This window comes from Streptomyces piniterrae (assembly GCF_005048155.1).
GTDB lineage: Bacteria > Actinomycetota > Actinomycetes > Streptomycetales > Streptomycetaceae > Streptomyces > Streptomyces piniterrae.
Map to the genome: position 1 here is coordinate 181,389 of NZ_SUMB01000002.1, position 17,852 is coordinate 199,240.

Below are 17,852 nucleotides of genomic sequence, written 5' to 3' on the forward strand. Positions count from 1 at the left end.
AGTCATTCGGTTAGTGTCTGTGTTGCGGAGAGGAGAGCGCCGATGGCTGCGCCAGGTACGGATGCCACACCGGCTGCTGCCGGACAGGGGCCGGTGGATGAGGGTTCTCTGCTGGCCCGCGCGCTGGAGAGCGCACCCGACCGTGACCCGCTGACCGAGAAGATTCTCGACGCGGCCCGCGAGCAGTTCATGACGTTCGGGCTGCGCCGCTCGACCGTCGACGATGTGGCCAAGCGGGCCAAGGTGTCACGGGTGACGGTGTACCGGCGGGTCGGGAACAAGGACGAGCTGGTGCAGCAGGTTCTGCTGCGCGAGTACCGGCAGTTCGTGAGCGAGGTGGACGCGGCGGTCGCGGGGCTGCCGACGATGGAGGAGCGGATGGTGGAGGGGTTCGCCGCGATCCTGCGGCTGATCCGCGGCCATCCGTTGATCGGGGGGCTGATGCGGTTGGAGCCGGAGACGATGCTGCCCTATCTGACGCTGGAGAGCGGGCCGTCGTTTCTGGCGATGCGGGGATATTTGGCGGGGCACTTGCGCAGGGCGCGGCGGGGGGAGGGGAGCGCGGCGGGGGATCCGACACCGGTGGCGGAGCTGATGGTGCGGATCACGGTGTCCTTTCTGCTCAACCCGGTGAGCTGCTTCGAGCTGGATGACGATGAGCAGGCGCGGGCGTTTGCGCGGAGGTATTTGATGCCGCTGCTGGATCGATGAGGCTGTGGCACTGGCCATGTCACGTTTTGGGGAGCTGCCTCCGTCCTGGGGGCGAGTAATCAACCGTCGTTCTCGCGCAGAAGGAGACTTTCGTGTTCGCCCTCTATCTCGTGGTCACCCTCCTCGCCTCGGCCGTCAACGGCCTGGCCGCCATCGCCAACTTCATCGGTCACGAGTACCCCAAGAGCCAGGCGGACAAATTGCGCGTGCCCCGGTCCTGGATGCGCCCGCTGGGCGCAGTGTTGGCGGCGGGCGCGCTGGGGCTGCTGGCCGGGTTCGCTGTGCCGGTGCTGGGCACGCTCGCCGCCGCCGGTCTTGTGCTGTATTTCCTGGGTGCGCTCGGTGCCCATCTTCGGGTCGGTGACTACCAGTTGGGCCCCTGGGGCGTGTTCTTCTGTCTGCCGGTGGCCGCTCTCACCGTGAGCCTGGCCTACCACGGAGCCTGGTGAGCCGATGGCGTGATCGGCTTCGCCTCGGAGATCAAAGAGGGGAAAACGTCATGAAGCGTCCTCGCCGGGGAGCGGTGTGAGTGGGCGGTGCTGGGCCCAGGCGGGGCCGAGGTCGTCGAGTGTGTAGCCGAAGGGGTACGAGCGGGGTGCGGTCAGGCCGGGACGGGATTCGGGGCGGGCCGGTGTGAGGCGTATGAAGAGGGAGCGGGCTCGTAGTGTCCGCTCGGCCAAGGTCCTTAGCCAGGCAGGTTGTTGGGGGAATCCCAGGGCGTGCAGCAAGGGTTCGTCGAGCAGAGCCAGGGAGAAGCGGGCGATGGCGGGGCGTAACGCGGCCGGGTACCAGGCGGCCATCACCCGGAAGGTGGCGTTGGCGACCCGGTGGTTGGCCGGGTCGTAGGCGAACATCTCGGCTTCGTAGTCGTCGAGGAGTTTCTCGAAACCGGCCATGGTGCGGGGCGCGCCCTCGATACCCATCATGGCGGCCATTTTGTGCCCGACCAGGGCGAGCGCCTGGTGCTCGTTGGCGCACAGCGGCCGCCAGCCGAAGCGGTCGATCCAGCGCTTGGGGCCGACGACGGTGGTGGCCAGGACGTAGCGGTAGTCGTCCATGTGGATGCGGTATTTGGCGTGGATGCGGTTGAGGTGGCGGGCGGCGGCCCGGCCCCGCTCGGAGTCGAAGCCCTCGACGGCCATCTCGTAGCCGAACAGCACCGTGTCGTCGTAGCGCTTCTGTCCGACCCGCTCGAACTCCTGGGTGCGGTCGAGGAGTTGGGAGATGCGCGGGACGGCGTAGTCGCGCAGGAAGGCGATGGAGACGCCCTGGGCGTAGTCCCACGGGAACTCGTACTGGGTGATCCAGCGGAAGATCTGCTCGAAGTCCCGCTCGGGGTCCATCCGGCGGATCTCGCGCAGACGGCTGTAGCGGCCCATGGCGGGCACCTCCTGAAAAAGTGGCCGGGCGCTCGAATGGCTGCTTCGCACTAATGGCTGTTTCGCAGGACCGTGTAGTGGACGTCGGCGGCGTCGACGAGGACCTGGCTCGCGGTGACCGGCTCCATGGTCAGTTCGGGGAGCTGGACGGCGAGGGGCAGGTTGGCCGGGATGACATCCGCGCCGACGCAGATCTGCGGGGTGTTGACCTTCAACCAGGGGATCTCCACGGACCCCTTGAGGTAGGTCGCGTAGACATCGACATTGCGGATGTCGAGCTGGACGTCGAGCCGGTGCGTGGTGCCGTCGGGGCCCTTGACCTCGAGGTGGTAGTCGTCGGCGACGATGCGCGCGGCGTGTACCCAGAGGACCTTCATCCGGCCGCCGCCCACGGTGGGCAGATAGGTCGCGCCGTGGATGATCGCGTCGGTGGCCGTGAGGCGGGTGGCGCGCACGGTGGGGTGGTACGGGCTGATGGGGTAGCCGGCCCGGCCGGGGCCCGGCTGGTCGCCGATGACCAGCGGGGGTTTGAGTGCGGTGAGGTCGTCGGGGTCACCCACCGTGCCGGGCTTCGCCGTCTTCGTCGGCGGGGTGGGCCGGTCCTGGCCGGAGGGCGGCGGTCCGGTGGGGGCGGGGTTGTCGGCGCCTCCGGTGTCCACGCCGGTCAGGCAGGGGAGTGCGACCTCGGCGGGGGTGTCACGGGGATCGCCGGGCCGGGCTGTCGCCCCGCCGGCCGTGACACCCGGCGGGGCGGCGGCCGCCGTCGGTGCCGGAGCGGCCACGACCAGCGCGGCGGCGAGCGCGAGCGGCAGTGTCAGCGCGATGACGGCGGTGCCGGGACCGGCCCCGGCACGCTCGGTCTCCAGGGTCCCGGCATCGCCTGCCCTGGCGCCCCAGGCCCCGGCACCCGCGCCCCCGTCCCGTTCACCCGCACCCCCGCCCCATCCGCCCGCACCTTCGTCCCGTTCACCCGCGTCCGTCGCGTCCTCCTCCAGCCCGTCCCCACCCTCATCCCCCTGCTCGTGAGGCAGCCACCCAAAGGCCATGGACGACCCGAACAGCCCCAGCCCGCACCCGATGCCGAAGCCCCCGAGATTGGTCGTGGCGAGGGAGACCAGCGAGGCGATGGCGGTGACGACGGAGATGAACATCCGCTGGGCGGGGGCGAAGAGGAAGAAGAGTCCGCCGGCGATGAGGACCAGGCCGACGCCGATCGCGGACATCGCGCCGATGCCGACCTTGAGCATCAACGGGAGCGGCGCGAGCGGCAGCACGATCAGTTCCACCCCGCCGGCCGCCGTCCACAGCCCGGCCCAGAACGGACGCCGTCGGCGCCAGTGCCGCAGCGATCTGCGCAGCCGGGCGGCGGGCAGCAGCCGGTCGAGCCAGCTGCCGGTCTCCTTGGCGAGTTCGGCGAGGAAGCCGAGGACAAAGGTGATCACGAGGCGGTCTCCTCCCGGCCGGTGGCCCGGCTAGTAGCACTCTTTGCCGGCATGGCTCAGCTCGATCTCGACCTTGTCGAGGGTGAGCGAGCCGCCGTTGGAGGCCCAGGCGGTGCTCCGCACATCGCGTGCGAGGGCGGTGCGCGCCTGGACGCCGAAGAGCCCCTGTGGGCCGCTGACTCCGGGCGTCGCGTCGAGCGTCGACGCGTCGCGGCCCGCCTGGACCCCGGTCACCCGCCCGCCGCCGCTGGTCAGCGCGTCGGCGTTGACCACCAGATGCTCGCCCGAGATGGGCCGATGGGAGCCGGACCGTACGATCAGCGACACCTCGCCGACCAGCGGCAGACGCTGCTTCATGGAGAGGCAGACCCCCTTCGCCGTACCGGACTCGATGCCCGCCAGCAGTACGGCGTGCCCCTTGCCGTCCTTGCTGCCCAGCGAGGACGGGAAGCCGGAGACGCCGCGGCCGGTGATCTCGTCGGCGGAGACCTTGAAGTTCTTGCCGGAGACGGCGAAGGAGGCCGCCATCGCGCCCTGGGCCAGGGCGATGACCACCGCGCCGACGCAGGCCACACCGGGCACCAGCATCAGGGCGGCCCGCTTCCAGTGCGTACGGCCCTCGGGGTTCGACTTGGTACTCAACTCACGTGCTCTCGCGGCCATTTCGGGGTTCCTCCCGACGGGTGAGTCAAAGTTACAAAGACTATTGACTTGTTTCACGAGCCGCGTCAACACTGCTGACACGGATTCAGCAAGGAGGCCGGATGAGCACCGAGGCATCAGCCGAGACCCCTCCCGACGCCCACCCCGACGCCCCTGTCGGCAACCCTCCCGGCATCTCTGCCGGCAATCCTCCCGACGCCTCATCCGGTGCGCCTGCCGTGCACGCACCCCGGCGCGGCGGCGTGGTCTGGCGCTATTTCGGCGACACCAGGGGCTTCCTGACGGCACCTCAGTTACTGCTGCTCCAGGTCGCCCACCCCGTGGTCGGCGCCGGTGTCGCGGACCACTCCGCCTTCCGTGCCGAGCCCTGGCAGCGGCTGATCCGCACGGTCGGCTCGCTGAGCACCGTGATCTACGGAGGGCAGGCCGCCGCGACCGCGGAGGCCCGGAGGCTGATCGACGTCCACCGGCCGATGAAAGGCGTCGACGCACAGGGCCGCCGCTACCACGCACTGCACCCGGAGGCGTACCACTGGGTGCATGCCACCCTCGTCCGCGGGCCGGTCGACGCGCTGCGCCTCTTCGGCAAGGGGCTGACGGCGGCCGAGACGGAGGAGTACTACCGCGAAATGCGGGACGTGGGACGGATCTGGGGGCTGAAGGGCCACCATCTCCCGCCCGACTGGGCGTCGTTCTGCGCCTACTACGACGACATGGTGGCGGAGCGGCTGGAGATGAACCGGTCGGTCCAGGACGTCCTGGACGAGCTGGCCCATCCGCAGAAGCCGCCGGTGTGGTGGGTGCCGGCGCCGCTGTGGCGGCCGTTCGCCGCCGTCGCCGCCCACTACGCGCTGCTGGTCACCATCGGCGTACTGCCACCGGTGCTGCGCACCCGCCTCGGCCTCGCCTGGACGGCGAAGCAGGAGCGCCGGCTGCGCCGCTTCGCCCGGCTGGTGCGCTGTCTGATGGCGCTGGTGCCGCCGCCGCTGCGGATCGCCCCCGCCATGTTCATGGCGTACTGGAACACCCATCGGCCCGGCGCCGATCCCCGCACTCGACGCCCGCCGGGGGCCGCCGTATGATCATTAATGCCATGAATGACGCACGAAACGACCCGGAACCCCCGCCGCCCGGAGGTGTGCTCTGGTCGCTGGTCGGGGACATCCGCACGCTGCTCACCCTGCCCGCCGCGCTGACGATGCAGGTCGCGCACCCGGCGGTGGGCGCGGGCGTGGATGACCACTCGGTGTTCCGTACGGACCCCTGGGGGCGCGGTGAGCGGTCGCTGACCTCGTTGCAGCTGTGGGTGTACGGCGGGCAGGAGGCGGTCGAGGAGGGGCGCAGGCTGCGCCGGCTGCACAGGACCATTCAGGGCACCGACACCCGCGGTCGGAAGTACCACGCGCTCACCCCCGCCAACTACGCCTGGGTGCACGCCACCGGCTACCCCGTCTTCCGGCAGGGACAGCGGTATCTGAGCCGCCGCCCCTTCACCGAGGCGCAGGAGCGCCAGCTCTACGCTGAGTGGCTCCAGGTCGGCCGGATCCTGGGCATCAGCGACCGCGATATGCCGCAGACCATCGAGGAGTTCTGGCCGTACTACCGCAAGGTGCTCGACGACGAGCTCGAAGAGACCGCGGTGGTCAGGGAGTTGATCGCGACGGACCTGCCGCTGCCGGTCCCGGACCGCGGCCCGCGCTGGCTGCGGCTGCTGCTCCGGACGGCCTGGCCGGTGATCCTCCCGGGCTTCGTCCGCTTCCGCCGCTTCGTCACCATCGGGCTGATGCCGCCGGACGCGCGGCGCGCCATCGGCCTGGAGTGGACGGACGCCCAGGAGCGCCGGCTGCGCCGCCTCGGCAAGGTCGTGCGCGTGGTGGTGCCGGCGCTCCCGGAGCGGTTGCGCTATATGCCGATCGCCCGCCGGGCCCGGCGGGCGGCACGGGCGTGAGCGGAACCGCGGAATGACCGGAGCCGGGGGACCGTGCCCCCGGCTCCGACCAGGTCAGTGCTTGTGCGTCTCGTGCGTGGTAGCCGCGATCTGCTTCCAGGACTTGGGCTCCGCGACCGGCGCCCGCTGCGCGCCGAGCGCCTGCTTGGCAGCACCCGCCGCCGGCTTCGACGGCTGGAACAGCCAGGTGTCGAAGAAGTCGGCCAGCTGCTTACCGGACTTCTTCTCGGAGAACTTCACGAAGTCGGCCACCGAGCCGTTGCCGTACTTGTTCTCCGTCTGCCAGGACTTGAGGATGTCGAAGAACGCCTTGTCGCCGATCTTGTTGCGCAGCGCCTGGAGCGTCAGCGCACCACGGTCGTAGACCGCCCGGTCGAACTGCTTGTCCGCGCCCGGGTCGCCCGGCTTGACGGTCCAGAACGGGTCGTCGGCCGGGTGCTGGGAGTAGACCCAGTCCGCCAGTTCCTGAGCGGTGCCCTCGCCCTCCTTCTCCGACCACAGCCACTGGCTGTAGGTGGCGAAGCCCTCGTTGACCCAGATGTCCTTCCAGTCCTTCACGGACACGTTGTCGCCGTACCACTGGTGCGCCAGCTCGTGCACCACCACGGAGACGTTGGTGCCCCGGTCGAACGCCTTGCTCCCGTAGAAGGGGCGGGTCTGGGTCTCCAGCGCGTACCCGGCCGGAACGTTCGGCACATAGCCGCCGACCGCGTTGAACGGATACGGGCCGAAGACGCCTTCCAGCCACTCGGTGATCTCGGTGGTGCGCTCGATGCTGGCGCGCGCCGAGCCCTCGTTCGCGCCGAGGTCCTTGCTGACCGCGTTGATGACCGGCAGGCCGTTGGCGGTGGTGTCGGTGGTGACATCGAACTTGCCGACCGCGAGTGTCGTCAGATACGTCGCCTGCGGCTTGTCCGAGCGCCAGTTGTAGCGCGTCCAGCCGAGCTTGGAGGTCTGCGAGGCCAGAACGCCGTTGCTGAGCGCCTGGGTGCCGTCCGGGACGGCGATCGACACGTCGTAGGTCGCCTTGTCGGTGGGGTGGTCGTTGCTCGGGAACCACCATGCGGAGCCGTGCGGCTCCTGGGCGATCACACCGCCGTCGGGCGTACGGGCCCAGGCGGTGAAGTCGTCGATCTTCAGCTCGGAGGGCTTGCCCGCATAGCGCACCACGACGCTGATCTTCTTGCCCTTCTCCAGGGGCGCGGGCGGGGTGACCTCCAGCTCATGCTGGCCGGAGGTGGCGAACTTCGCCTTCTTGCCGTTGATCCGTATCTCGCTGACCTTGAGACCGAAGTCCAGGTTGAAGCGGGAGAGATCCTGGGTGGTCGTGGCGAGCAGCGTCGCCGTGCCCTCCAGCAGGTCGGTCTTCGGCTGGTACTTCAGCCGCAGATCGTAGTGGGAAACGTCGTAACCGCCGTTTCCGCTGTCCGGGTAGTAGGTGTCGCCCACACCCGGAGAACCGGGCGTGAAATCGGCCGCCGATGCCGGGATCGCCAGCAGCAGGCTGAGCGCGGCCGCGCCCGGGACGAGGAGTCTGTGACGCACGAGTCCTCCAACTCGTAGGGGAGATGGCGCTTCAGACCCTATGCACCCGTACGGGTCAACGTCATGTACATAACCCCATCTGACATATGACCGACATGAACCGTCATCAGTCACCGGTCCCCCGCACGGGCTCAACCATCACGGACCGCCACCCCGACCTCACCGACACCCTTACGTCCGGCAGTTGGTCGCGCTAACGTCCGGCGCGTGACGATTTGTGCGCGGGTCACCCGCATTCCCTGGAAAACAGTCGTGGTGGCGGCCGTCGTCGCCCTCATGTCCGCCCTGATCGGGCCCACCGCCGCGCAGGCCGCGGCCGACGAGAGCAGACCCGTCTACTCCTACGACCGGGCGATACGCGAATCGGTCTGGGTGGACACGCGGCTCGACGGCGACGCGGACGGGAAGACCGACCGGGTCGCCGTCGACATCGTGCGGCCGCGCGAACCCGCGCAGGAGGGCCGGCGGATCCCCGTGATCATGGACGCCAGCCCGTACTACTCCTGCTGCGGACGCGGCAACGAGAGCCAGAAGAAGACCTACGACGACCAGGGCCGGCCGGTCCAGTTCCCGCTCTTCTACGACAACTACTTCGTGCCCCGCGGCTATGCGACGGTCCTCGTCGACCTGGCGGGCACCAACCGCTCCGACGGCTGCATCGACGTCGGCGGCCGCTCCGACATCCAGTCGGCGAAGGCCGTCGTCGACTGGCTCGCCGGCCGGGGCCGCGCCTACAGCGCCCGCACCGGAGGCAAACCCGTCGCCGCCGGCTGGTCCAACGGCAGTACCGGCATGATCGGCAAGAGTTGGGACGCCACCATCGCCAACGGTGTCGCGGCCACCGGCGTCAAGGGCCTCAAGACCATCGTCCCGATCGCCGGGATCTCCTCCTGGTACGACTACTACTTCGCCAAGGGCGCCCCGCTCTACGACGGCGGCCCCGACGGCCTCGCGAGCCGCGTCGAGAGCGACGGCGCGCACCAGCACTGCGCCGCCGTACAGAAGAAGCTCGCCGACGGAGCCCCGCGCACCGGCGACTGGACCGACCTGTGGACCGAGCGCGACTACGTCCCCGACGCCGGCAAGGTCCGCGCCAGCGTCCTCATGGTCCACGGCATGCAGGACCTCAACGTCCGCACCAAGCACTACGGCCAGTGGTGGGACGCGCTCGCCCGGCACGGCGTCGAGCGCAAGATCTGGCTGTCCCAGACCGGCCATGTCGACCCGTTCGACTTCCGGCGCGGGGCGTGGGTCAAGACCCTGCACCACTGGTTCGACCACTACCTGATGGGCTACGACAACGGCATCGAGCGCACCCCGATGGCGGACATCGAACGCGCCCCCGGCACCTGGTCGACCGACTCCCGCTGGCCCGCGCCCGGCACCACGGCCACCACCCTGCGGCCGCAGAACGGGACCAAGCCGGGCGTCGGCGTCCTGGGCACCGAGTCCGCGCCACACGGCGCGACCGAGACGTTCACGGACGACCCGAAGCTCAGCGAGGCCGACTGGGCGGCCCATATCGACCAAACGACGGCCGCCAAGGCCGGGTTCAGCACCCGTCCGCTGAGCGCACCCCTGCGGCTGTCCGGCTCCGGCAAGGTGACCGTGACCGCCACCCCGACCACCTCGACCGCCCATCTCTCGGCCGTCCTGGTGGACCTCGGCCCCGACACCATCCGCAACTACGCGGCCGACGGCGAGGGCATCACCACCCTCGACAAACGCACATGCTGGGGCTCCGGAACCACCGGCGACACCGGCTGCTTCAAGGAGACCGCCGCCGACACCCAGAAGGTGGCGCACACCGTCTTCGGCCGCGGCTGGGCCGACCTCGGCAACTACGCCGACGACCACAAGGGTCGGCCGCTCACCCCCGGCAAGCCCTACACCATCACCCTGGACCTGACCGCAAGCGATCACATCGTGCCCGCCGGACACCGGCTGGCGCTCATCGTGGCCGGGACCGACGCGGGCCTGATCGAGCCGCCCTCCTCCCGCCCGCGGCTCACCCTCGACCTGGCCCGCACCTCCGCCGAACTGCCGCTGACCGGCGGCGCAGCGGCCTTCGACCGGGCAACCGCCGGCCCCTCGCACCGCGCGGGCATCACCGGAGCGCCGCTGGACGGGATCGCCCCGCCGCGCTCGCCGAGCCACCTGCCGTCCGCAGGATGACCGCCCCGGGGCCGCCCCAGCACGCGGGCGGCCCCGGACCGCTCCACCTCCCGCCTCACCCGCCTCACCCGCCTCACCCCGCACCACCCGGATCGCCTTGCCCCCCCACCCCCCGGCTCCTCCTTTCCCACCCCCCGCCCATGGGAGGCACCCCGTGACACTTCGCTCCCGCGGTCTCGCCCTCGGGGCGCTGGCCGTCGGCCTGACGGCCACGCTCGCGGTGAGCCCGGCCCCGCCCGCCGGAGCCGCCGCGCTCCACCCGCCCCGCACCGGCTTCGAGACCAGCGACGGCGCCCGCTGGACCAGCCAGCCCGAGGAAGCCGCCTTCCTGACGGCGATCGACCGCGCCACACCCCGGGTACGCGTCGACCGGATCGGCACCACCGAACAGGGCCGCCCCCTACGGCTCGTACGGATCGGCGCCCCGGCCCCGCAGCGCCCCCAGGACATACGGCGCGGCAACTCGGTCCTGCTGATCTGCTCGCAGCACGGCGACGAACCCTCCGGGCGCGAGGCCTGTCTGAGCACCGTCCGGGACCTCGCCTACGCCGAGGACCGGGCGACCCGGCGCTTCCTGGAGCGCACCAGCGTGCTGGTCGTACCCACCGCCAACCCCGACGGCCGGGCCGCGGACACCCGCGAGAACGCGGCCGGCGTCGACATCAACCGCGACCACATAGCCCTGAAGACCTCCGAGGGCCGCGCGATGGCCGCCGTCATCCGCGACTACCGCCCCGACACCATTTATGACCTGCACGAATACGGGCCGACGGTGCCGTACTACATGAAGGACGTGCTGTCCCTGTGGCCGCGCAACCTCAACACGGCGGACGCGGTGCACCGCGAAGCCGGCGCGCTGTCGGAGCGGTTCGTCGAGCCCGCCGTCCAGCAGGCGGGATTCAGCACCGGCGTCTACGGCATCTGGACCGACCCCGAGACGGGCGACCCCGTCAAGCAGGTCGCGGGCGACGGCCAGGAGCGGATTCTGCGCAACACGGCGGGCGTCAAGGGCTCGGTCGGACTGCTCGTCGAGACCCGCGTCGACGCGATCACGGACGCCGAGAAGGCCGATCCCGCGCTCAACAACCGGCGCCGGGTGACCTCACAACTGGCGGCCCTCAAAGGAGCGTTCGCCTTCCTCGACGCGCACCGTCAACGCGTAGAAGCGGCCACCACCTCCGCGCGCCGGGCCGGATACGCCGACCGCGGCCCGGTCTACCTCGGCGGCGCGGACAACGAACCCGCCACCGACGAGCAGACCCTGGCCGACCCGCCCTGCGCCTATGGTCTCGACTCCGCTCAACTCGCCGCCATCCACGATGAGTTGGCCCTCCACGGCGTGACCTGGAAGCGGGCCGGTGAAGGCGCCTTCGTACCCCTGCGCCAGTCCCTGCGCGCCCTCGTGCCGCTGCTGTTGGACGCGCGGGCCGGTTATCACCTTACGGTCGCGACGCCCCTGCCGGGCTGCCGGCGTGTGGTAGCAGGTAACGGGTAGGGAAGCCATGGTCAATTGATCAAGGGAAAGGTTCAACACGTGTCGGACACAGTCAAGGGCAAGGGAGACGGGGGTGGCTCGTCCGCAGCGGCGGACCAACCCGATGACTCCCACCGGACCGGGCCCCCACAGACCGACCGCGTGGTCTTCGGCGTCACCGCGCTGCTGACCCTCGCGTTCATCGCCTGGGGAGCCACTTCCACGGAATCACTCAAGAACGTATCGACCACGATGCTGAACTGGGTGATCGACAACGGCGGCTGGGCCTTCGTGCTCGCCGCCTCCGGCTTTGTGATCTTCGCGATCTGGCTGGCCGTCAGCAAATACGGCCGGATCACCCTCGGCAAGGAGGGCGAGGAGCCCGAATTCCGTACGGTGTCATGGGTCGCCATGATGTTCAGCGCGGGCATGGGCATCGGCCTGATGTTCTACGGCGTCAGTGAGCCGCTGGGCCACTTCATGACGCCGCCGCCCGGCACCGACCCCAAGGACGCCGCCCAGGCGATGGACACGGCGATGGCCACCACGCTGTTCCACTGGACGCTGCACCCTTGGGCCATCTACGCGGTCGTGGGTCTGGCCATCGCGTACAGCTGCTTCCGGCGGGGGAGGCGGCAGACTATCAGCGCGGTGTTCACGCCCTTGATCGGCAAGCGGCGGGCGAACGGCTGGGGCGGCCAGGTCATCGACATCCTGGCCATCTTCGCCACCCTCTTCGGCTCCGCGGCCTCGCTGGGCCTCGGTGCGCTGCAGATCGGCAGCGGCATCAAGGTGCTGGGCTGGATGGACAGCGTCAGCACCACCCTGCTGGTCGGCGTCATCACCGTCCTGACCATCGCGTTCATCCTGTCCGCGGTCTCCGGCATCGCGAAGGGCGTCCAGATCCTCTCCAACATCAATATGGTGCTGGCGCTGATCCTGGCCGTCTTCCTGTTCGTCGTCGGGCCGACCATCCTCATCCTCAACCTGCTGCCGACCTCCCTCGGGTCGTTCATCGGCGAGCTGCCGCAACTGGCCGGCCGCACGGAAGCCAGCAGCGGTGACGAGGTGGGCGGCTGGCTGCGCAGCTGGACCGTCTTCTACTGGGCGTGGTGGATCTCCTGGACGCCCTTCGTGGGCATGTTCATCGCCCGGATCAGCCGGGGCCGGACGATCCGTCAGTTCATCGGCGGTGTCATCCTCGTGCCGAGCGTGGTCAGCCTGGTGTGGTTCGCGGTGTTCGGCGGCTCGGCCATGAAGCTGCAGGACGGCAAGAAGCTCGCCGGGTCCACCACCGCTGAGGGCCAGCTCTTCGATGTGCTGCACCAGTACCCGGTGGCGACCGTCACCAGCATTCTGGTCATGATCCTGGTCGGCATCTTCTTCGTCTCCGGTGCCGACGCGGCGTCCATCGTCATGGGCACCCTGTCGCAGAAGGGATCCTTCGAACCGACCCGGCTCGTGGTCGTCTTCTGGGGCGTGGTGACCGGCGCGGTCGCCGCGATCATGCTGCTGATCGGCGGCGGATCGGGCGATGCGCTGACCGGACTGCAGAATCTGACGATCCTGGTCGCGGTGCCCTTCCTGGTCGTCATGATCGCCATGTGTTGGGCGCTGATGCGGGATCTGCGCAGCGATCCGCTGATCGTGCGCGGCCAGAAGGGCGAGGAAGCCGTCGAGATGGCCGTGATCGCGGGCCATGAGCAGTACGACGGCGACTTCGAGTTCCGGATCGGGCCGGCGGACGGCGGTGAGAGCGCCGCCGCCACGGTCGTGGTGAAGGAGCCCGACGGCGGGAAGTAGCCGACGGAGCTTTCGGGGCGGAGGGCCGGTGCGACCGGTCCTCCGCCCCTTTGCGCCAGGCGGCCCGGCCGCGCCACCTCGGGCCCCGGGCCCTCGCCGTCCGTCACGCGGCGCCGGCCCCCGCCGCCCCCACCAGCCGGACCACGTCCTCCGCGCACCCCCACGCCACGGTCACGCCCGCGCCCCCGTGGCCGTAGTTGTGCACGCACAGCGCCCCGCCGGGCAGCCGCTCCGCCGCCAGCCGCACCACCGGGCGAGCCGGACGCAGCCCCACCTTGTGCCGCAGCACCCGGGCCCGCGCCAGCTCCGGGAAACGCCGGGCGCAGCGCGCCACGATCGCCGCCGCCACCGCCGGATCCGGCTCCAGCGACCACGCGTCCTCGCGCGCCGTACCGCCCAGAACCACACCGTACGGCTGCGGCAGCACATAGGTCGTGGTCGCCGCACCCGCGTCGGCCGCGACGAACCACTCCTCGACCCCGGGATTCTCCACGATCACCAACTGCCCCTGCACCGGGCGCACTTGAGGATCCGGGACAAGTTCCCGAGCGCCCATCCCGGTGCAGTTGACGATCGTCGCGGCCTCCTGCCCCGCCTCCTCCAGAGAGGCGACCGTCCGCCGCTCCACCCTGCCGCCGGCATCCGCCAGCCGCCGCTCCAGGTAGCGGAGATGCACCGGCATATCGACGAGGGGAGTGCGGGCCCGCCAACCCGAGGCGCACCCGTGGGGCAGCTCATGGGGAAGCGCACGACGCAGCCCGGGGACGGCTTCGTACCAGGCGGCGAAGGGGTCTTCGGCGGAATCGGTGGTGTCGGCGGTATCCGCATCGGCGGCATCTGCCGCGCCCGCTGTCGTGCCCGCTGTCGTGTCCGCCGTCGTGCCCGTCACCATCCGGGAGCCGGTCGCGTCCGGCCGTCCGGCGAGGTCGGCGAGCACCGCAAAGGTGCGTACGGACCAGCGCACCGCCTCCTCGTACGGGTGGATGCGATAGGGCCAGCACAGCGCTCCGGCCACCGCCGAGGTCGTATCGCCGGCCGCGTCGCGGCTCACCACCCGCACCCGGTGGCCGCCCTCCGCCAGCGCGATCGCCGAGGTCAGCCCGATAACGCCGGCACCGATCACCAGGACCTCACCCGCGTCGCCCGTCATCTCGCCCGCCATGTTGCTCGTCATGTCTGGAAGCTAACCGCTGGGGCGCATGTGTACGAGGGAGCGTTCTGGGCGGCCCGCAGGCGGGGATACTCCAGACATGTCTGCGGAATCTGCGGAATACGCGACCTTCGGGCTGGCCCCGGCCATGCGCCCCGGTGGTGTGCTGCCCACCGGGGCCTATCAAATGCACCGGGATTTTCTGGACTTCAGCATCGACGGCAGGCCGCTGCTCTTGCGGCTCGCCGACCTCGACGCGGTCTCACCGCTCGCCGCCGACCTCGGCCCCTCGCTCCTCGCCGCGCAGGTCCGGCGGCTTCTCCTGGAGGACGGCCCGCCGCTCGACGGCGGACGCCGCGTCATCTACGGCTGCCCCGAGTGCGAGGGACCGGCCTGCGGCGCCGTCACCGCGGTCATCGAGCGCGACGGTCCCGACTTCGTCTGGCGCGACTTCGCCTGGCAGACGGACGACACCGTGGACCTGCGGCTCAACGGCTATACGGGACTCGGGCCGTTCCGCTTCGAGGGTGTCCAGTACCGGGCCGTGCTGGAGCGGCTGCTGGAATCCGACGCCGAAAGCCCCGAGCGCCCCGCCCGCCGGGTGCTGCTGGTCGGGCGGCGGGCGGCCGTACTGACGAAGCTGGCCGCGGCGCTGCGCGGCACCGGCATCGGCGCGGAGATCACCCACGACGCGGCCGGCGCCGCACCCGACGAACTGCGCTCCTACGGTGCGGTGGCCCTCGGCCGCGGGGTCGACGAGGCCGAACGCGCCGCCGTACGGCAGGCATTCGCGGACGCCGGATCCACAGCCGTCCTCGTCGACGGCCTGGCGCCGATCGTCCCGCTGCTCGTCGCACAGATCGAAGAGGCGCTGGACCGCTGCCCGCAGGACGAGCGCCGGCTGCTGCGACTCGTCGCTGAGCGCGACGGCGACACCCTCACGGCCACCCTCACGGTCGCCATCCCCTGCCGCGTCCGGCTGACCGGCTACCGCCTCGACCGGCTCTACCGCACCCGTACGACCGAGCTCTTCGACGGCCAACTGGCTGCGGGAGAGCATGAGTTGGCCGTGGACGGACTGGCGGGCGAGGCGTTCGTGGTGGCTCGGACGACGGGGGGTGTGCTGGTGGCGCGGGTTGGGCGGTGATCATGTCGGGGCGGGCCCGGAAAGCTGAGGAGGGCGGGGGAGCGGGACGGCGGTCGGCTCCCTCCCTGACCCGCCGGACGGGCCCTGGCGGATCCCCGGTTCGGGCTGCTGGTCACCGGTACCGGCCCCCGACGCCTCCATGAGCACCTCCCCGGCCGCGGTCCGCACGTACAGCACCGAACGCCCGGCCCTCCGTCGCTCCAGCAGCCCCGCGTCCAGCAGCACCCGCAGATGCCGCCCCACCGACCCCAGCCCCTGCCCGGTCGCGGCGACCAGCTGGGTCGTGCTCATCGGAGTACCGAGCAACGCCAGCAATCCGGCCCGTGCGGTCCCGATCAGCGCCCCGAGCCCGGCCGGGACGGGCCGCCGGTCGTGGTCCTCGGCGAGCACCCCGAGACACGGGTAGACGACGGCGTACCGCTCCCGTCCCTCCCACGACACCCACCCGGCCCTCGGCGTCACCGGCATGAAGAGCAGCTCGGCCCCGGCGGCGATCTCCCGCGGCGGATACGCGTTCAGGTTGACCTGGAACCGGCTCTCCCCGAGCCACCGCGTCCCAGGCCGCAGCGAGTCCAGCACGGCCACCCAGCCGCCCTGGCTCACCCGCGCGGTCCGCGCGACCACATCGGCCTCCATGACGCGCCGCCGACGCTCCCAGTCAGGCCGTACAGTCTCCTCCCAGACGTACGTCAGGAGCGTGGTCGCCCGCTCGGGCAGGTCGTCCCGCTCCAGGGCGGCGGGGAGCGGGCCCCGGAGGGACACCCGAAGGTTGGCGCGCGCCTCCCCGGCCGCCGCCGCCCGCACCCGGGCCACGGTCTCCTCGAAGCTCTCCCCGACGCATGAGGTGGGGCAGAAGAAGTCGGCGATCCAGGACGTGCCGAGTGCCGCCCGCACCACCAGCGCGGTCACCGGATCGGCCGCGAGGCGCGCGCGGTAGCCCGGCAGGTGCGCGCGCAGCCAGGCGTCCTCGCCCGGATGGGCCCCGGTCCCCGCGTGCAGCAGCTTCAGGCTCGCGAAGGTCTCGGCGAACGGCGAGAGCACGAACCGGCTGCGAGCGAGCGTGTCGGTGTCGATCCGCCATAAGCCCATGCGTACGACCTTAAGCCCATGCGCGTACGACCTTTCGCGTGTCGGCGAAACAGTAACCACGGCACCCGGGCCGCTCCGAGACTCCGACGCATGCGAAGCTACCGAACCCTGTTCCGCACCCCGGAGTTCAGCCCGTTCCTGCTCTCCTTCGCCGCCTACGCCGCGGCCCAGACGATCGGCGGACTGGCCCTCGGCACGCTGGTCTTCCAGGCCACCGGCTCCCCGCTCCTGTCGGCGGTGAGCATGTTCGGACCGCAGCTGGCGCAGTTGCTGGGAGCCGCGTTCCTGCTCTCGGGCGCCGACCGCCTGCCCCCGCGCGCGATCCTCTCCGGCCTCGCGCTCGCCTTCGCGGCCGGTACGGCGGTGCTGGCGCTGCCCGGCCTGCCGGTCGGGGCGATCTTCGCCGTCGTACTGGCGCAGGGCCTGATCGCGTCCCTGGGCGGGGGAGTGCGCGCGGGGCTGTTGACCGAAATCCTGCCGAAGGACGGCTATGTCCTGGGGCGCTCGGTGTTCAACATGCTCTGGGGCCTGATGCAGGTGGCCGGTTTCGCTACGGGCGGCGCACTGCTGGCGCTCCTGACCCCCAGGACGTGCCTGCTCTTGGCGGCGGCACTGTACGTGATGTCGGCCCTCGCCACCCGCCTTGGCCTCACGGCCCGCCCGCCGCGCTCCTCCGGCCGCCCCTCCTTCTCGGCGACCTGGCGCACCAACGCCCTCCTGTGGTCCTCGCGCCCCCGCCGCCTGGCGTACCTGGGCCTGTGGATCCCCAACGGCCTGGTGGTCGGCTGCGATTCGCTCTTCGTCTCCTACGCCCCCGGGGCGGCCGGGATGCTGTTCGCATGCGGGGCGCTGGGCATGTTCGTGGGCGACGTGACGGTGGGCCGCCTGGTGCCGCCCGCGTTGCGCCCCCGACTCGCGGTCCCGCTGCGCCTGCTGCTGGCGACGCCGTACCTGTTCTTCGTCCTACGGCCGGGAGTGGCGCTGTCGGCCGTGGCCACCGCCGTCGCCTCCGTCGGCTTCGCCGCGAGCCTGGTCCTGCAGGACCGTCTGATGTCCCTCACTCCCGACGACCTCGCGGGCCAAGCCCTCGGCCTGCACTTCGTCGGCATGTCCACCCTGCAGGGCGTCGGCGCGGCCCTGGCGGGCACGGTCGCCCAACTGACCTCCCCGGCGACGGCGATGACGTTGCTGGCGGTCGGATCGGTCATCGTGACCCTGACCCTCGCGGCACTGGGCAGGCACGAGGAACGGCAGCCGGCCGTTCCGGGTACGCGTCCGGGCGTACTGTCGGAACCTGCCGCCACGGAGTAGGGCCTGTGCGGCGGC

The 17,852-nt window shown here is 71.0% G+C and carries 15 protein-coding genes; 9 read left to right on the forward strand and 6 right to left on the reverse strand.

The window, feature by feature from the left end; all coding sequences use genetic code 11:
* Nucleotides 1–42 precede the first annotated feature (42 nt).
* Together FCH28_RS05190 and FCH28_RS05195 are read left to right on the forward strand one after the other, a co-directional pair.
* Nucleotides 43–711, forward strand: coding sequence for a TetR/AcrR family transcriptional regulator (locus FCH28_RS05190; RefSeq protein ID WP_136738520.1), 669 nt, complete (start codon nucleotides 43–45; stop codon nucleotides 709–711).
* Nucleotides 712–803: 92 nt separating this feature from the next.
* The gene (locus FCH28_RS05195; RefSeq protein ID WP_136738521.1) at nucleotides 804–1,160 is read left to right on the forward strand and encodes a DoxX family protein; all 357 of its coding nucleotides are present in this window, start codon (nucleotides 804–806) and stop codon (nucleotides 1,158–1,160) included.
* 48 nt (nucleotides 1,161–1,208) lie between these two features.
* Here FCH28_RS05195 and FCH28_RS05200 read toward each other — a convergent pair whose 3' ends face one another.
* The 3 genes from FCH28_RS05200 to FCH28_RS05210 are packed head-to-tail and all read right to left on the reverse strand — an operon-like array spanning nucleotide 1,209 to nucleotide 4,195.
* Nucleotides 1,209–2,090: an oxygenase MpaB family protein gene (locus FCH28_RS05200; protein WP_136738522.1), complete on the reverse strand. Its 882-nt coding sequence runs from the start codon at nucleotides 2,088–2,090 to the stop codon at nucleotides 1,209–1,211.
* Nucleotides 2,091–2,140: 50 nt separating this feature from the next.
* The gene (locus tag FCH28_RS05205; protein ID WP_136738523.1) at nucleotides 2,141–3,532 is read right to left on the reverse strand and encodes a DUF6114 domain-containing protein; all 1,392 of its coding nucleotides are present in this window, start codon (nucleotides 3,530–3,532) and stop codon (nucleotides 2,141–2,143) included.
* A gap of 30 nt (nucleotides 3,533–3,562) precedes the next feature.
* Nucleotides 3,563–4,195 carry a DUF6230 family protein gene (locus FCH28_RS05210; protein WP_246102426.1) on the reverse strand — a complete coding sequence of 211 codons (633 nt, stop codon included), beginning with the start codon at nucleotides 4,193–4,195 and terminating at the stop codon, nucleotides 3,563–3,565.
* 101 nt (nucleotides 4,196–4,296) lie between these two features.
* Between FCH28_RS05210 and FCH28_RS05215 the strand changes: the two genes are divergently transcribed.
* Nucleotides 4,297–5,277, forward strand: a complete 981-nt coding sequence (locus FCH28_RS05215; protein ID WP_136738524.1) for an oxygenase MpaB family protein — start codon at nucleotides 4,297–4,299, stop codon at nucleotides 5,275–5,277.
* 11 nt (nucleotides 5,278–5,288) lie between these two features.
* Nucleotides 5,289–6,143 carry an oxygenase MpaB family protein gene (locus tag FCH28_RS05220; RefSeq protein ID WP_169314056.1) on the forward strand — a complete coding sequence of 285 codons (855 nt, stop codon included), beginning with the start codon at nucleotides 5,289–5,291 and terminating at the stop codon, nucleotides 6,141–6,143.
* 54 nt (nucleotides 6,144–6,197) lie between these two features.
* On the opposite strand, the gene FCH28_RS05225 is transcribed toward FCH28_RS05220, so the two are convergent.
* Nucleotides 6,198–7,688, reverse strand: coding sequence for a M1 family metallopeptidase (locus FCH28_RS05225; RefSeq protein WP_136738525.1), 1,491 nt, complete (start codon nucleotides 7,686–7,688; stop codon nucleotides 6,198–6,200).
* Nucleotides 7,689–7,964: 276 nt separating this feature from the next.
* Between FCH28_RS05225 and FCH28_RS05230 the strand changes: the two genes are divergently transcribed.
* From FCH28_RS05230 to FCH28_RS05240, 3 genes are all read left to right on the forward strand, one after another.
* A complete protein-coding gene (locus FCH28_RS05230; protein ID WP_136739106.1) occupies nucleotides 7,965–9,863 on the forward strand; it encodes a Xaa-Pro dipeptidyl-peptidase in 1,899 nt (632 codons plus the stop codon).
* Nucleotides 9,864–10,017: 154 nt separating this feature from the next.
* Nucleotides 10,018–11,358 (forward strand): M14 family metallopeptidase, encoded by a 1,341-nt coding sequence (locus FCH28_RS05235; RefSeq protein WP_136738526.1) that lies wholly within the window; start codon nucleotides 10,018–10,020, stop codon nucleotides 11,356–11,358.
* A gap of 39 nt (nucleotides 11,359–11,397) precedes the next feature.
* Nucleotides 11,398–13,140 carry a BCCT family transporter gene (locus FCH28_RS05240; RefSeq protein WP_425471883.1) on the forward strand — a complete coding sequence of 581 codons (1,743 nt, stop codon included), beginning with the start codon at nucleotides 11,398–11,400 and terminating at the stop codon, nucleotides 13,138–13,140.
* Nucleotides 13,141–13,243: 103 nt separating this feature from the next.
* Here the strand turns inward: FCH28_RS05240 and FCH28_RS05245 are convergent, their stop codons facing one another.
* Complete coding sequence (locus FCH28_RS05245; RefSeq protein ID WP_246102428.1) at nucleotides 13,244–14,314, reverse strand: FAD-dependent oxidoreductase; 1,071 nt, start codon at nucleotides 14,312–14,314, stop codon at nucleotides 13,244–13,246.
* Nucleotides 14,315–14,390: 76 nt separating this feature from the next.
* Between FCH28_RS05245 and FCH28_RS05250 the strand changes: the two genes are divergently transcribed.
* On the forward strand, nucleotides 14,391–15,437 hold the full coding sequence (locus FCH28_RS05250; protein WP_136738527.1) for an oxidoreductase: 1,047 nt from the start codon (nucleotides 14,391–14,393) through the stop codon (nucleotides 15,435–15,437).
* Here FCH28_RS05250 and FCH28_RS05255 read toward each other — a convergent pair whose 3' ends face one another.
* Complete coding sequence (locus FCH28_RS05255) at nucleotides 15,438–16,526, reverse strand: helix-turn-helix domain-containing protein (RefSeq protein WP_136738528.1); 1,089 nt, start codon at nucleotides 16,524–16,526, stop codon at nucleotides 15,438–15,440.
* 90 nt (nucleotides 16,527–16,616) lie between these two features.
* On the opposite strand from FCH28_RS05255, the gene FCH28_RS05260 reads away from it, so the two are divergent.
* Nucleotides 16,617–17,837 carry an MFS transporter gene (locus FCH28_RS05260; protein ID WP_187363759.1) on the forward strand — a complete coding sequence of 407 codons (1,221 nt, stop codon included), beginning with the start codon at nucleotides 16,617–16,619 and terminating at the stop codon, nucleotides 17,835–17,837.
* Nucleotides 17,838–17,852: the final 15 nt, after the last annotated feature.